Source organism: Streptomyces sp. RLA012 (assembly GCF_056270325.1).
Genome location: NZ_JBWDPA010000002.1, coordinates 6,267,674 through 6,281,451 on the forward strand (window position 1 = coordinate 6,267,674; position 13,778 = coordinate 6,281,451).

16 protein-coding genes and 1 pseudogene are annotated in these 13,778 nt (G+C 70.0%); 14 read left to right on the forward strand and 3 right to left on the reverse strand.

All coding sequences use genetic code 11. The annotated features are described in order from the left end of the window. The first annotated feature begins 5 nt into the window (after positions 1-5). The 9 genes from RV986_RS28805 to RV986_RS28845 all read left to right on the forward strand — a co-directional run bounded on the left by RV986_RS28805 (position 6) and on the right by RV986_RS28845 (position 6,102). Positions 6-875, forward strand: a complete 870-nt coding sequence (locus RV986_RS28805; protein ID WP_475920165.1) for a phage distal tail protein — start codon at positions 6-8, stop codon at positions 873-875. 10 nt (positions 876-885) lie between these two features. Continuing rightward, positions 886-1,920 (forward strand): hypothetical protein, encoded by a 1,035-nt coding sequence (locus RV986_RS28810; RefSeq protein ID WP_475920166.1) that lies wholly within the window; start codon positions 886-888, stop codon positions 1,918-1,920. Beyond that, positions 1,917-3,002, forward strand: a complete 1,086-nt coding sequence (locus RV986_RS28815; RefSeq protein WP_475920167.1) for a hypothetical protein — start codon at positions 1,917-1,919, stop codon at positions 3,000-3,002. Before RV986_RS28810 ends, RV986_RS28815 begins: the two co-directional genes overlap by 4 nt. Next, on the forward strand, positions 3,002-3,760 hold the full coding sequence (locus tag RV986_RS28820; protein WP_475920168.1) for a hypothetical protein: 759 nt from the start codon (positions 3,002-3,004) through the stop codon (positions 3,758-3,760). The genes RV986_RS28815 and RV986_RS28820 overlap by 1 nt, the downstream gene beginning before the upstream one ends. Continuing rightward, positions 3,757-3,966, forward strand: coding sequence for a hypothetical protein (locus RV986_RS28825; protein WP_475920169.1), 210 nt, complete (start codon positions 3,757-3,759; stop codon positions 3,964-3,966). The genes RV986_RS28820 and RV986_RS28825 overlap by 4 nt, the downstream gene beginning before the upstream one ends. 69 nt (positions 3,967-4,035) lie before the next feature. After that, positions 4,036-4,815 carry a peptidoglycan-binding protein gene (locus RV986_RS28830; protein WP_475920170.1) on the forward strand — a complete coding sequence of 260 codons (780 nt, stop codon included), beginning with the start codon at positions 4,036-4,038 and terminating at the stop codon, positions 4,813-4,815. 52 nt (positions 4,816-4,867) lie between these two features. After that, positions 4,868-5,137: a hypothetical protein gene (locus RV986_RS28835; protein WP_475920171.1), complete on the forward strand. Its 270-nt coding sequence runs from the start codon at positions 4,868-4,870 to the stop codon at positions 5,135-5,137. Between the two features lie 30 nt (positions 5,138-5,167). Continuing rightward, positions 5,168-5,434, forward strand: a complete 267-nt coding sequence (locus RV986_RS28840) for a hypothetical protein (protein WP_475920172.1) — start codon at positions 5,168-5,170, stop codon at positions 5,432-5,434. Next, entirely contained in the window at positions 5,431-6,102 is a 672-nt protein-coding gene (locus RV986_RS28845) for a collagen-like domain-containing protein (RefSeq protein WP_475920173.1), read from the forward strand. The genes RV986_RS28840 and RV986_RS28845 overlap by 4 nt, the downstream gene beginning before the upstream one ends. 63 nt (positions 6,103-6,165) lie before the next feature. Here the strand turns inward: RV986_RS28845 and RV986_RS28850 are convergent, their stop codons facing one another. Beyond that, a complete protein-coding gene (locus RV986_RS28850) occupies positions 6,166-6,912 on the reverse strand; it encodes a GntR family transcriptional regulator (RefSeq protein ID WP_475920174.1) in 747 nt (248 codons plus the stop codon). Positions 6,913-7,098: 186 nt separating this feature from the next. Here RV986_RS28850 and RV986_RS28855 point away from each other — a divergent pair, with 186 nt between their 5' ends. Together RV986_RS28855 and RV986_RS28860 are read left to right on the forward strand one after the other, a co-directional pair. After that, complete coding sequence (locus RV986_RS28855) at positions 7,099-7,299, forward strand: hypothetical protein (RefSeq protein ID WP_475920175.1); 201 nt, start codon at positions 7,099-7,101, stop codon at positions 7,297-7,299. Between the two features lie 214 nt (positions 7,300-7,513). Further along, on the forward strand, positions 7,514-7,675 hold the full coding sequence (locus tag RV986_RS28860) for a hypothetical protein (RefSeq protein WP_475920176.1): 162 nt from the start codon (positions 7,514-7,516) through the stop codon (positions 7,673-7,675). A gap of 465 nt (positions 7,676-8,140) precedes the next feature. Here RV986_RS28860 and RV986_RS28865 read toward each other — a convergent pair. Beyond that, positions 8,141-9,064: pseudogene (locus RV986_RS28865) on the reverse strand (tyrosine-type recombinase/integrase); the annotation flags it as partial. An 844-nt stretch (positions 9,065-9,908) separates the two neighbouring features. Between RV986_RS28865 and RV986_RS28870 the strand changes: the two are divergent. Further along, positions 9,909-10,829, forward strand: coding sequence for a hypothetical protein (locus tag RV986_RS28870; RefSeq protein ID WP_475920177.1), 921 nt, complete (start codon positions 9,909-9,911; stop codon positions 10,827-10,829). Positions 10,830-11,179: 350 nt separating this feature from the next. Here the strand turns inward: RV986_RS28870 and RV986_RS28875 are convergent, their stop codons facing one another. Continuing rightward, on the reverse strand, positions 11,180-11,605 hold the full coding sequence (locus tag RV986_RS28875; RefSeq protein ID WP_475920178.1) for a hypothetical protein: 426 nt from the start codon (positions 11,603-11,605) through the stop codon (positions 11,180-11,182). On the opposite strand from RV986_RS28875, the gene RV986_RS28880 reads away from it, so the two are divergent. Next, positions 11,604-12,281, forward strand: coding sequence for a rhomboid-like protein (locus tag RV986_RS28880; protein WP_475920179.1), 678 nt, complete (start codon positions 11,604-11,606; stop codon positions 12,279-12,281). The genes RV986_RS28875 and RV986_RS28880 overlap by 2 nt on opposite strands. A 10-nt stretch (positions 12,282-12,291) precedes the next feature. After that, positions 12,292-13,713: an NAD(P)/FAD-dependent oxidoreductase gene (locus RV986_RS28885; RefSeq protein ID WP_475920180.1), complete on the forward strand. Its 1,422-nt coding sequence runs from the start codon at positions 12,292-12,294 to the stop codon at positions 13,711-13,713. Positions 13,714-13,778: the final 65 nt, after the last annotated feature.

Sequence of the window (13,778 nt, forward strand, 5' to 3'; positions counted from 1 at the left end):
CGCGGGTGGCCTACATCCCGGGCACGGACATCGACGGCCGGCAGGCCACCCTCGGCACGCTGCGCTTCGGCGCGGTCGACGCGGCGGGGGTGGCCTGGTTCCTGCAGTCCCTGGAGGGCTGGGACAGCCCGGAGGTGCGGGCCGAGCTGCAGGAGCGGGAGTCGGATCACGGATCCTGGTTCTCCCCGGTCTACTTCGGGGCGCGGCCCGTCACGCTGACGGGCACAGTGGAGGCACCGGACCGGCCCTCGCTCGACAGTGCGCTGGAGCTGCTGTATGCGGCGGCGGCCCTGTCGGACACGACGCTGACCGTGTGGGAGAGCGTGCCCAGGCAGGCGACGGTGAGGCGGTCGGGGAAGGTGCTGGCGCAGTACGTCACCGACCGGGTCGCGACCTGGTCGGTGATGGTGACGGCCGCCGACCCGCGCCGCTACAGCACGACCCTGCAGTCCGGCACTACCGGGCTGCCGACCACGACGGGCGGTCTCACGTTCCCGGTGACGTTCCCGATCACGTTCTCGGCGACGACGGTGTCCGGGCAGATCAATGCCGTCAACTCCGGGTCCATGGACACCCGTCCGGTGCTGACGATCACGGGGCCCGTCGTCGCTCCCGTCGTCTCCGCCCTGTATCCGGACGGCACGGTCAAGCAGCTCGCCTACTCGCTGGATCTGGCCAGCGGTGACGTCCTGACCATCGACACGGACGCGCACACCGTGATGCTCAACGGCTCCGTGAGCAGGCGGCGTTTCATGACCGTCGCGTCCGGCTGGCCCACCGTCCCGGCGGGCTCGTCGGTCATCTACCAGTTCCAGAGTTCGACTTACAACGCGCTCGCGATGCTGACCGCCACGTGGCGCTCGGCCTGGATGTGAGGAGGCAGTTATGCCGGTAGACGTATGGGCGATCGACTCGCTGACCTTCTCGGGCCTGGAGGCCCGCAACGCCGAGGCGATGGCGGTCATGACGGACGGGACCGCGCTCGGCTCCCGCTCCGGTGTCCGGCCCGGCGACCCGGGCCTCACGGTCACGCTGGCGGGCACCACCATCAACTGCTCGGCCGGGGTGGCCACGGTCGCCTACAGCGGCCAGGGCGTCTACCGGGTGCCGTTCCCGTCCTCGGTGTCACCGGGCACGTACACGGCCGCGCACGCCACCCTGAACAGGGTCGACCTGGTGTATCTGCGGGTGTGGGACAACTCGGTGGACGCATCCGGCCTGGCCAAGGGGGACGTGGTCTACCTGGCGGGCACTCCGTCCGCCTCTCCGGTCGCCCCGACTCCGGCGGGCACGGTCATCTATATGCCGCTGGCCACGATCTCCGTACTGTCGGTGTCCAACGGCGGCACCGCCTCCGTCAGTACCGCGGTCCGGCCGAACACGGTGGCTCCGGGCGGCATCCTGCCCGCCTCGACCGCCCCGGGCTCCCCGTACACCGGGCAGTACTACGACAACGGCACCGACCTGCTCCGGTGGAACGGCTCCGCCTGGGACACCTACCAGAAGGTGCCGGGTGCCTGGACGACGTACACCCCGGTGTGGACCGCGTCGACCACCAACCCCGTGCTGGGCAACGGGACACTGACCGGCCGCTACAGCAAGTTCGGCCGGGACGTGCGGTTCCACATCAACCTGGTCTGTGGCAGCACGACCACCTACGGCAGCGGCAGCTACAGCTTCACGCTGCCGCCGTTCACCTCCGCCAACCTCGGCGCCAGCATGATCGGAAACGCTCAGCTGCTGGGCGCGAACCGGTGGAACGGGCAGATCGTGGTCTCGACGGCCACCACCGTCATCAACACGTTCTTCCCGCCCTCACAGACCGACTGCCGGCTGGCCTTCCACAGCCAGGGCGTGCCGGAGACCATGGCGAACACCACCCAGGTCCGCATCACCGGCGTCTACGAGTCCGTCTCGTGACGGAGACCGCCTATCGGCTCGCCTGGTACGGGTGCGATCTGCGGACCGGCGGCATCATCGAGGACCTGCCCGCCCTCTCCCCGTCCGGGACGCTGTCACGCAAGTTGGGCGACTCCACCACCCTGCAGGCCGGCCTCTCCCTGCCCGGCGCCCCGGCGGGCTGGGACGAGGCGACCACGCCCGGCAGCAGCCTGCTCGTGGCCGTCGACACCGCCACCGACATCCCCCTGTGGGCCGGGGCACTGCTGACGCGGGACGGCGGCAGTACCCAGACGCTGTCGCTCGGCGCGGCCACCCTTGAGCGCTACCTCGACAGCCGCTTCCCCGGCACGCAGACCCTCACCGGCACCGACCAGGCCGCCGTCGTCACCGCGCTCGTCACACCCGCTCTCACGGACGGCCCGCCCATCGTCATCGACGCCCCGAGCACGGGCGTGATCATGGACTATCTGACGCAGGACGGCGACGACAAGAGCATCCTGTCCTGCCTGAAAGAGATCATGGGCCTGGAGGGCGGCCCGGAGTGGACCATCGACGTCGTCTGGAACGCCGGCCACTCCGGCTTCCAGTTCCCGCTGCGCGTCCGCCCAGCCATCGGCACCCAAGCGGCGACGCCCGAGGGGGTGTTCGACTTCCCGGGCTGCGTCGCCTCGTACACCCTCGCCGAGTCCTACGAGGACGGGAAGGGCGCCACTGTCGTCACCGCCCGCGGCGAGGGCGAAGGGTCCTCACGGCTCACGTCCAGCCCGCACGAGGCGACCGCCCTGATCGCGAGCGGCTGGCCGCGCTGGGAATACCGGTTCACCCCCGCGCAGGGTGTGACGGATCCCGACCAGCTCGACGCGCACGCCGCCAAGACCCTGGCCCTGATGGCGCGGGGCGCCCAGGTGTGGACGGTCGAGGCCGTCGCCTCCCGGGCCCCGCGCCTGGGACGGGACTGGATCCTCGGCGACACCGTCCACCTCGCCGTCGAACGCTCGCCCCGCCACCCACGGGGCGCCGACACGGTGGCCCGCTGCTGGTCCTGGGAACTCGACCCGGGCGCCGACCGCGTCCGGCCCATCCTCGTGGAGGAGAACTGATGCCCCGGCAACTCGACCAGCTCCCGCCGGACGCCACCTCGCTGGCGCGCCGCGTCCAGGCGCTGGAACGGGAGGTGAAGGAGCTGCGGGCCGCACGGCGCATGGGGACCGCAACCGTCGGCACGCTGCGCGTCTACGCCGAGGACGGCACGACCCTGCTGGCAGAACTGGGACCGGACGCCGGCGACGGCGGCGGCGGGCTGTGGACGCGCGGCCTCCAGGACCCGATCAACATGTCCGCCTACCTGTCGTCGGGCCAGCTGCAGTTCCGGCCCGTCGAGGACGGGCAGGTCGCCGTCCCGGCTGGCATCACCTACGACAGCGACGCGTTCCAGTACACCGACCTCATCCTGACCTCCGGCAACGTCGACCCTTCCGCCCACCGGGCCATGCTCACACTGGAGTCCACGTTCGAGGGCGGCAGCCCCTACGTGTACGTGCAGGGCGAGACAGGCACCCAGTGCAACCTCGACGTCCTCGGCGTGCTGACAGCGAGCAACATCGCCACCGGCAGCGTCCTGATCACCCCGTCCGCCGCGAACACTCCGACCTCCGCAACGGTGAGCGGCCTCGACATCGCCGGCAGCACGTTCGCCGCCTTCACGTCCCCGGTGACCTCCCGGCCCGGATCCACGGGCACCCCCGACGGCGTGACAGGCACCAGCGCCAACGGCGTCAGCTCCACCGGGCTGACGGTGTGGCTGAACCGGCAGAGCACCACCGCGACAACCGTGAACTGGCTGGTGATCGGCATATGAGCAACGTGACGTTCCAACCCGCCCTCTACTACGCCGTCACCGCCCGGGACAACAACGAGGCCTGCCGCAACTCTGGGGAGACCTTCACCATCCCGGAGTTCTACTCCAACGACGGCATCCACTGCTACGTGCAGTGCGGCATCTGCCGCCAGAACATGGAGATCCTCACCGCGACCCTGCTGGACCCGCAGCCCGAAGTCTCCTGACCTGTAGCGCTTCCCCACCCGCCCCGAGCCCGCCGGCCGGGGTTTTTTCATGCCCAGATTGGGGGTTCCATGAAGCTCGTCACGAGAGCACAGCTCGGCTGGCCCGCGTCGGCCGCGCCGACCCAGACGTCCACGAAGGGCGTGAAGGTCCACTACGAGGGCACCGCCGTCAGCACGAAGCTGCTGACGGATCACGCCGAGTGCATCGCCGAGTGGAAGGACATCCGCAAGTCCCACCTTGCGAACACCGAGGAGGGCTACTCGGACATCGCCTACAACTACGGCGCGTGCGCTCACGGGTATCTCCTCGAAGGCCGCGGCATCGGCAAGCGGACCGGGGCCAACGGCAACCAGCCGCTCAACCAGGCGCACTACGCCATCGTCGGGCTCGTCGGCGACGAGGGCCTCACGAAGCCGACGGACGCCATGCTCGGCGCGATCCGCGACGGCATCGAGCTGCTGCGGCAGCACGGCGCCGGGACCGAGATCAAGGGCCACAGGGACGGCTACGCGACCGCCTGCCCCGGCGGCCCGCTGTACGCCTGGGTCCAGAAGGGGGCGCCCCGGCCTGCCGGAACGGCCACCCAGACGACCCCGGCGAAGCCGAAGTACGAGCCGTTCCCCAGCGCCTCCTGGTTCGTGACGGGCCGGAGGTCGCCGATCGTCGCCGCAATGCACGACCGGCTTGTCGCCGTCGGCTGCGGGCGCTACCACTCCTCGAAGAACAAGGACGTCATCGGCTCCGGCGACAAGGCCAGCTACGAGGCATGGCAGCGCAAGTGCGGCTACCCGGGCGATTGGCCGCCCGGTAAGACCACCTGGGACCTACTCAAGGTCCCCAACGTCTGACCCCTTCCAAGCGGCACGCCCTCAACCTCTGGACCTCCCGAAAGGACACACCATGCCTGAGTTCACCCTGCCCGGCGACGCCGAGACCGTCATCAAGACGGCGAAGACCTACGCGAGAGACCTCGCCGAGCGGACCCTGTCCACGGCGGTCGTCGCCGCGTCCGGCGTCGGCATTGCGGCTGGCCCCGCCGACCTGTTCCACGCCAGCTTCTGGCAGACCATGGCCGCGGCCGGCATCGCCGCGGCGGGCACCCTACTGAAGGGGATGGCTGCCAGAGCCTTCGGTACGAAGAACAGCGCCTCCCTGGTCAAGGGCGTCTGACCTGCACGATGCGAGCGTCTTGGAGGTGGCATGGACGCCGCCCTCGTCACAGCTATCGGCGTGATCGGAAGCGCCGCCGTGGCCGGGGCGGCAGCCATGTACGGCTCGAAGGTCGCAGGGAGAGCCCAGCGGGAGGGCAACGCAGTGAACGGCTTCAACAGCCTCACGGACCAGCTCCAAGAGGAACGCAAGGAACTGCGCGCCGACCTGGCCGCACTGCGCCTGGATCTGGCCACCGAGCGGGCAGAAACGGCACGTCTGAAGCTGCTGGTGCAATCCCTCGGAGGGCAGCCATGACGCGCGCCGAACGGATGCTGGCCCACCGCTGGAAGCCGATCGCCCTCCTCGCGTTCCTCCTCGCCCTCACCGGCGCCGTGCTCCTCGTCTACGTCCGCGTCCAGGCCGAAGCAGCGCGCGCCGACCAACTCGCCACCGAAGCGGACCTGCGCGGCACCGCCGTATCCACCCTCGCCGGAGACGTCCGGGCCCTGCGGCAGCAGGTGGAGGCCAAGGGCGGAACGCCCGTCGCCCCCGACCCTGCCAAGGCGGTCGAGGACTTGCCCGACCGCGCCGAAGTCCCCGTCCCGATACCCGGTCCGCCGGGGCCGAAGGGCGACAAGGGCGATCCGGGCAAGGCCGCACCGACGGTCACCCCCTCGCCCGGCGCATCGGGGGCGTCCGGCGCCACGGGACCCCAGGGCCCGCAGGGCGAGCCGGGCGCCGACTCCACCGTCCCCGGACCCCAAGGCGAGCAGGGCCCCAAGGGCGACACTGGCGAGCAGGGTCCGGCCGGGCAATCCTGCCCCGACGGCTACAGCTGGCAGACCCCCGACTACGACCCCTACGCGAAGGTCTGCCGACAAGACGGCGCCCCCGACCCGGGCAACAGCACGCCCACACCCCAACGGCGCGGCCTGCTCGGCACCGCAGTCCTCGCCATGTCCGCCCGGTACCGGAAGCTGTAACGAAATACGTGACGCGGCCCCGCTCTCCTTCGGGAGGGCGGGGCCGCTTTCGTGCGTCCGGGGTCAGGGCGCTTCCGGTGCGGCCTCGAACGAGTACTCGTAGCCAACGGCCAGCCGGGAGGGCAGACACCACTCGCCGTACTCAATGACGCCCTGGTCGTCCCACAGGCGATGGGCGCCGGCGAGGATCGGGGCGCCGATCCGCAGGCCGAGGAAGTTGGCCTCGCGCGCGTCCGCGTCCCGGCCGTGGATGTCGTCCCGCCCGTCTGTGATCCGCCGCCCGGTGGTCTGCTGGATCTTCAGCAAGATCCCGGGCGAGGACTGGCGGGACGTCGACAGCAGTTCGGGGACGGAAGCGGCGAAATGGGCCGGGTACCAAGTGACGTACAGGCCGGTGCGCTGCTGGCCCTTCCCGGTGTGCCACTGGCGGCGCACGACCTGGTCCCCCTCGTCGAGGTCGAAGAGCTCAGCGACGTACTGCGGCGGCTTGATCAGCTCAGCAGTCGTGACGATCATCGATTCGCCCTCGGCGAGGACGGAACCCGTCCGCAGTACGCGGGTGATCCGGTCGTAGCTGGACGGCGCGACCTCAGGCGCGTTGGCAACGAACGTGCCCTTGCGGGACGTCGTGATGTAGCCCTCAACCTGGAGTTGGTCCAGCGCCTTGCCGAGGGTGGCGATGGAGACGCCCTCTGTCTTGGCGAGTTCGCGCTGCGCCGGCAGCTTCTCGCCCTCTTGGAGGACGCCGTCGAGGATGCGCCGCCGGATCCGTTCGGCGACCTGCATGTAGGGATGTTCGGTGTCGGGCATCGGCTCTCCTCCGTGCGTCCTAGGGCACACCCGAATGTACTAGGACACGCGTAATTCGGTCGAGGGCAAGGACACTCAACCTCTAGTCGTCGTGTCCTAGGTCACGCTACGGTCTGACCTAGGACACTAAAACCCCGGCGGCCGCGCAAACGGCCCCGGGGCGTGGACGACTGGCAAGGAGTCGACATGGCAGAGCCTACGCAGACCGAGGGCACGCCCACCATCCCCAGCAGCTACGGCCGCTGCGCCTGGCACGACGGGATCACGCGCGACCTCCGCCTGATCCACATCGAAGAGACAGGCTCCGGTCCCGGCACCGCCGGCTACCGGTTCGCGTGCCACCCGTGCCAGATCGCCCACGGCCTGATCCCGCTCGCCGACCGGTGACCTGGAAGCCGAAGCCGCCCCGCGCCACCGATCTGACCCGCGCCCAGTACTCGGGGTGGAACTGCTGCTGGTGCGGCACCCAGCTCCGGCACGGGGCGCGGTCCGCCGGCCGGGCGACGGGAGCCAGCGGCGCCCACGACCTCAGCATCGAGGTCTACGAATGCGGACCCCACTGCCCCAAGCGCCCCACGTCCCCACCGACAGGAGACACCCCGTGAAGATCTGCGGACGCTGCGACCAGCCGATCCGGGACGGCGAGGAGTACACCGAGTACGACATCCCGTCCCCCTCGCTCGGCGGCACCGTCGTGTACCGGCATACGGGCCGGTGCCAGCAAGTGCCCACCCAGACCACCCAGACGCCCGTGTGGCGCTGAGAGACCCCGGCCCGCTTGACTCCGGTCAGGTGAGCCGGGCAGGGCGGTCGCGACGGCGAGCAACACAGCGGCAGCCCTGCACACCCCGCAGCCCCAGCTGGGACCCCCGACCCGGCTGGGGCTGCTCCATGTCCGGGCGTTGCGGCGCGGCGGAGGTCTGCGAGACAATGGATAGGCCCTGTTCAGGGCACCTGCGGAACCCCAGGATTGCGTGAGCGGTGCGTGAGCGGGGGTCCCACAGAGGGCCAGAATTACCGGAGTGGCCTAGAGCAGTGGAGCCCATCGACCAGGCAAAACGCAGACCAGCCGGAGCCCCCCGGAGTGGGTCAGAGTAAAACCTCAGCTCTTGTAAAGCGAAGGTCGTCGGTTCGAATCCGACAGGGGGCTCCGTGAACCACCTGGGACAACGCCCCCGCGATCATGGACCGTGGGGGCGTTGACGGCAGTCTTTGACGGCAGTCCCGCTTAACGGCGCCGTTTGAGCAGGCGGTCCATGTGGCCCATGGCCTCCCGACGGTTGTCGTCGCTCACGTGGGTGTAGACGTTCATCGTCACCGCGATCTGCGAGTGCCCAAGGATCTCCATGACGGTGCGAGGCGCGACGCCGGCAGCGAAGAGCAGTGACGCGCATCCGTGGCGGGTGTCGTGCAAGCGGACCTGTGGCAGGCCAGCGGTCGACGCGATCCGCAGGAATGACCGGTACAGATTCCGTGGCTCGATCGGTCGACCGCTGCGCGTGGTGAAAACATGATCACTGTCGTGCCAGTTCGCGCCGACCGCGTCCCGGCGGGCGGCTTGGCGTAGACGCTGCCACCGGAGCGGCGCCACGCACATCAGCGGGATGGGGATCATCCTCGCTCGCCGGTTCTTGGTCGTGTCGAGGTACAGCTCCTTGCCACCACGGTTCAGCGTGGTCCGGACCGTGAGAGTGCGTCGGTCAAGGTCGACGTCCCGCCATTGGAGTCCCAGGATCTCCCCACGCCGCAAACCGAGCGCCACGGCCAGAACGAACGCCGGATAGAGCGGGTCGGTCCGCGCCGCTTCCAGGAACGTCAAGGTCTCGTCCAGCGACCAGGGGTGCAGTTCGCGCGGCTCGACTCGCGGGGCGGGTACCAACTGCACGACGTTGCGGCTTATCAGCTCGTCACGGCATGCAGCCGTCAGGGCCGTTCGCAGCACGCGGTGTGCCTCCTTCGCGGTTGCCGCCGACGCCTGCTCCGTGACCTTGGAGATCATCTGCCGCACGTTCGCTGTGGTGAGCGACTCCAGTCGGCGACTGCCCAACAGCGGTACCAGGTAGAGCCGTACGTGCATCTCGTACTTCACGTACGTGGTCCGCTTCCGCTGCGGCCTGATGTACTCCTCCAGCCAGTACGGCAACCACTCGGATCGAGGTCACAGTGATGGCCAAGGCGGGGCACCTCTATGAGCTTCAGTACGAGTTCGTCTGACCTGAGCGATCCCCAGGCGTACCTCAGGCGGGGGGATCGCTAAGGGAACCCCTAGGTCAGAGGTCATGAAAGCGGCCCGCTGTAAATCTGCCGATAGATGCGCGCTGGGGCCCCGTGATACGCCTGGGGTCGTCATGCGCATGGGCGGACCCCATGGTCCAGGAGGTCCGCTATGGGCGCGGCGTTCGGGCAGGCGGCTCCAGCGTCCTGCTTCTGTGGCTTGGGGGGTTCAGTGCCCTGCTCCAAGAGCGCGCGACTGCTGCTCGTCCGGCTGACGAAGAGACCATCGGAGCCGGTGGAGCGTGGTCACTTCCCCTCCAGCGCCCCGAACGCCCCTCAACGGCATAGCAATCCGTGCTGCCCGAGGCCGAGGTCCCGCACAAGTCACACAACTCCGGCTCGGGTTCGACGTACTGGTCGGCCGGCTCTTCGCCCTCGTCACCGTTCACACATCGCCACCGTGCGCTGCCAATCCGGCGACGGGCAGGGGCTGGAAGGTGGATCGCGGCGCGCTGTGACGGTGTGTCTGGAGGACCGGCACGGACGGATGTGACTTGATCGTCGGGAGGTCCTGCACAGGGACCGGAACATCAAACCCTTGTCCGCGGTGCCCTGGTTTCGGCATCCTTTCTCGAGGAGTCCCGAGCGTGAGACTGAGCCTGCAACATGCGGCATCCCAACGACGTGGAGCCACAGCCACAGCCGAGAGGCTACGGCGCCCGGCCCCGCGTGCTGCTCTCCTGCTCGCTACGGGGATGCTGCCGGCGGCGCTGGTGGTTCCCATGGCCACACCCGCCGAGGCGGCGCCCGTGACCGTTACCTTCAACGCCGGCGCCAACCAGCCGTTCACCGTCCCGTCCGGTGTCACCCAGCTGACCGTCACCGCCACCGGCGCCGCAGGCGCGAACGGACCTGCCGGAGGCGCGGGCGGGAACGGCGACACCGTCACCGGCACCATCACCGTGCCGTCGGGCACCACCACGCTCTACGTCAACGTCGCCACGGGCGGGGGCGCGGGCGGCGGACCGGGGACTGCGGGCGGTGGTTCCAGCGACGTCCGCACCTGCAACTCGGCCGGCCCCGGCTGCACCCTGACCGGCGTCGCCGCCACCGACCCCCGCCTGATCGTAGCGGGCGGCGGAGGCGGCGGGGGAAGCGCCGACAGCGCCTTGCCCGCCCCTGGGGCCACCGGAGGAAACGCCGGCAACACCGGTCAGTCCGGCAGCAGCAGCGGGACGTTCGGCGGTGGGGGCGGCGGGGGCGGAACCCAGACAACCGCCGGCTCCGGCGGAGCCACATGTCCCCTCAACCCTAGTACGCCGGGCACCTCCGGCGCAGAGGGTGTCGGCGGCACCGGCGGAAGCGGCTTCGGCGCAGGCGGCGGCGGCGGAGCCGGCTGGTTCGGCGGCGGCGGAGGCGGGGGCTGCAGTGCCCTCCAAGTCGGTGGTGTGCAGGGGCCTGGTGGTGGCGGCGGCGGATCGAACCACGTCCCGACGGGGGGTACCTCCGCACCCGCGACCGGACCGGCCGTGGTGACCATCACCTACGACGCCGGGAACAACGGGGGAGGCGGCGGGTCGATCCTGCCCATCAACCTCAGCGGCGTCATCCCGATGTTCAACAACATCAGCATCAACAACAACATCAAGAGCCCCGGCGCCAAGAACAACACCACACAGGACTTCAACCTAAATGCACCCTGAGCATCCATCCGTCTGACGCGGGGCCAGTGACAGCTCGCGGTTTCTTGCGAGCACAGCTGGCACACCTGATGCCCACCACGTCACGCCGCGCAGGCGCGTGCGGCCGCTAGGTAAGCGGCTACGTGAGTGTCTAACCGCGTGACAACGGCGCCGTACAGCGGCGGACGTCCACGGACGGTCACGGACTTCCGCCGCAGGTCAGCACCGTAGGATGGGCAGCTCGCCCGTCGACCCGGAATGCTTCGGGACGAAGAGGTCGTGACGGCAGACTTTGACGGCAACGTCGACGCGCCAGAGCAGCCTCGGGCGTTTCCCTGAGCACTGACCGTGCCCAGCCAATGGCTCAGTACTCAGGCAAGCCGCTCAGCCGGTCGAACTTGTAAAGCGAAGGTCGTCGGTTCGAATCCGACAGGGGGCTCCCACAGCAGACCGCGCCCGACGTGCCGGTCCTTCCCCGACTTCCCCGTCCTTCCCCGACGGGCGGTCGCCCTCGATCTCCCACAGAGTGTTCTGTAGGACGCGGCGCAGGAGGACACGGCCCGGCGTCCGGGCAGGGGCACGCTCGCGAGCGGCTCGGGGTCGACGGCGCCCCTGGGCGCGCGGTCGGCGGCGAGGGCGTTGTCGTAGGGGAGGTCCCAGTGCAGAACACGGTCACCGGGGTCGTTGGTCCCCTCGCGTACGACGCCGGCGCGTTCCTCGACGCGCCGTTCGGGCGGCAGGGTGCGGGCGGTCCCGCGTGCGGGGGTGCGCCAGCGCATGCGGGATGACCGGCGCATGCTTCTGTGGAATCGGCGACTCGGGTGGCAGGGGCGGACCCCGCGCCACGTGAGGGGCTACATACGCAGTGCCCCGGGTACGTACATCTGGCTCGCGGTGCTGTTCTTCACCACCGTGGCCCTGCACCACATGTCGCCGGATTTCGAGGAGGACTTCCTCCGGCAGCGGTCCACCAACATCCATGAGCTGTCGAACAACCCGGTGCGGGTGCTGATCACCAGTGCGATGTGGATCGACGGCGGTTTCTGGTTCCCCTACGCCGCCCTGTTCACCGTCTTCCACGCGCAGACGGAGCGCTGGCTGGGCACCGCGCGCTGGCTGGTGGTGTGCGTGGCCGCGCATGTACTGGCGACGCTGGCCAGCGAGGGGGCACTGCTGGAGGCGATCCGCAGGGGAGTGGCTCCGGAGTCGTCGGTGAACACTCTGGACATCGGGGTGAGTTACGCGCTGGCGGGGGTGATGGCCGTGCTCACGTACCGGATCGCGGCGCCCTGGCGGTATCCGTATGCGGCGGCGGTGCTCGCCGTCTACGGGCTGCCGATGTTCACCAGCCCCACCTTCATCGATTTCGGGCATTTCATCTCCGTGGTCATCGGTCTGGGCTGCTATCCGCTGGTCAGAGGCCGTGGAAAAGCATGGAATCCGAAGGAGACACTGGCCGCTCTCAGGGGTTAGCGTCCCAGCCATGAGCACCAGCACAGGAAGCGGCGCGGGCGGCGGCACGGTCAATGGAGGCATCTCCTTCTGGTACGCGGACGACGGCCTCCCCGAGCCCCGGGAGCCCCTGCCGGGCGACGCGACCGCCGATGTCGTGATCGTCGGCGGCGGCTACACGGGCCTGTGGACCGCGTACTACCTGAAGAAGGCGGCCCCCTTCCTGCGCGTCACCGTCCTGGAGCAGAAGTTCTGCGGATACGGCGCCTCGGGGCGCAACGGCGGCTGGCTCTACAACGGCATCGCGGGCCGCGACCGGTACGCCGCGCTGCACGGCCACCAGGCGGCGGTCCGCCTCCAGAAGGCGATGAACGAGACGGTCGACGAGGTCGTCCGGGTCGCCGCCCAGGAGGGCATCGACGCGGACGTCCACCGCGGCGGCGTCCTGGAGGTGGCCTACACGCCCGCCCAACTGGCCCGTCTGAAGGCCTTCCACGAGCACGAACTGTCGTACGGCGAGAAGGACCGCGAGCTGTACGGCGCCCGGCAGACCGTCGAGCGGATCCGGGTCGCGGACGCGGTCGGTTCGACCTGGACCCCGCACGGGGCACGTCTGCACCCGGTGAAGCTGGTCAAGGGGCTGGCGGCCGCGGTCGAGGCGCTCGGCGTCACGATCCACGAGAAGACCCCGGTCACGGAGATCCGCCCGAAGCACGCGATCACGCCGTACGGCACCGTCCGCGCCCCCTACGTGCTGCGCTGCACCGAGGGCTTCACGGCCTCCCTGAAGGGGCAGCGGCGCACCTGGCTGCCCATGAACTCCTCCATGATCGCGACCGAGCGGCTGACCCCCGAGCAGTGGGCGACGATCGGCTGGGAGGGCCGCGAGACGCTCGGCGACATGGCGCACGCGTACATGTACGCCCAGCGCACCGCCGACGACCGCATCGCGCTGGGCGGCCGCGGGGTCCCGTACCGCTTCGGCTCGCGCACCGACAACGACGGCCGCACCCAGCGGGCGACCATCGAGGCCCTCCGCGAGATCCTGGTCCGCTTCTTCCCCTCCCTGGCCGGGGTGCGGGTGGAGCACGCCTGGTCGGGGGTGCTCGGCGTCCCCCGCGACTGGTGCGCCACGGTCACCCTGGACCGCTCGACGGGTCTCGGCTGGGCGGGCGGCTACGTCGGCTCGGGCGTGGCGACCACCAACCTCGCGGCGCGCACGCTCCGTGATCTGATCCAGCAGGACTCGGGGCAGGCGGGCCCGACCGATCTGACCGCCCTGCCCTGGGTCGACCACAAGGTCCGCAAGTGGGAGCCGGAGCCCTTCCGGTGGATCGGTGTCCAGGGCATGTACGCGACCTACCGGACGGCGGACCGCCACGAACTGACCGCACACAGTGCGGAGTCGTCGCGCCTGGCACGGTGGGCGGACCGGGTGGCGGGCCGCCACTGACCGCGCCCGGCCCCTCGGCCTCACCGCCCGCGTTCTCGCGGTCCGTCCGGCTCCGCCACCGGGTG

Bases quoted from the DNA above. Each gene is read 5' to 3' on its own strand.
- RV986_RS28845 (WP_475920173.1), top strand. From the start codon at position 5,431: ATGACGCGCGCCGAACGGATGCTGGCCCACCGCTGGAAGCCGATCGCC.
- RV986_RS28855 (WP_475920175.1), top strand. From the start codon at position 7,099: ATGGCAGAGCCTACGCAGACCGAGGGCACGCCCACCATCCCCAGCAGC.
- RV986_RS28810 (WP_475920166.1), top strand. From the start codon at position 886: ATGCCGGTAGACGTATGGGCGATCGACTCGCTGACCTTCTCGGGCCTG.
- RV986_RS28820 (WP_475920168.1), top strand. From the start codon at position 3,002: ATGCCCCGGCAACTCGACCAGCTCCCGCCGGACGCCACCTCGCTGGCG.
- RV986_RS28835 (WP_475920171.1), top strand. From the start codon at position 4,868: ATGCCTGAGTTCACCCTGCCCGGCGACGCCGAGACCGTCATCAAGACG.
- RV986_RS28880 (WP_475920179.1), top strand. From the start codon at position 11,604: ATGCTTCTGTGGAATCGGCGACTCGGGTGGCAGGGGCGGACCCCGCGC.
- RV986_RS28825 (WP_475920169.1), top strand. From the start codon at position 3,757: ATGAGCAACGTGACGTTCCAACCCGCCCTCTACTACGCCGTCACCGCC.
- RV986_RS28870 (WP_475920177.1), top strand. From the start codon at position 9,909: ATGGCCACACCCGCCGAGGCGGCGCCCGTGACCGTTACCTTCAACGCC.
- RV986_RS28875 (WP_475920178.1), bottom strand. From the start codon at position 11,605: ATGCGCCGGTCATCCCGCATGCGCTGGCGCACCCCCGCACGCGGGACC.
- RV986_RS28885 (WP_475920180.1), top strand. From the start codon at position 12,292: ATGAGCACCAGCACAGGAAGCGGCGCGGGCGGCGGCACGGTCAATGGA.
- RV986_RS28830 (WP_475920170.1), top strand. From the start codon at position 4,036: ATGAAGCTCGTCACGAGAGCACAGCTCGGCTGGCCCGCGTCGGCCGCG.
- RV986_RS28850 (WP_475920174.1), bottom strand. From the start codon at position 6,912: ATGCCCGACACCGAACATCCCTACATGCAGGTCGCCGAACGGATCCGG.
- RV986_RS28840 (WP_475920172.1), top strand. From the start codon at position 5,168: ATGGACGCCGCCCTCGTCACAGCTATCGGCGTGATCGGAAGCGCCGCC.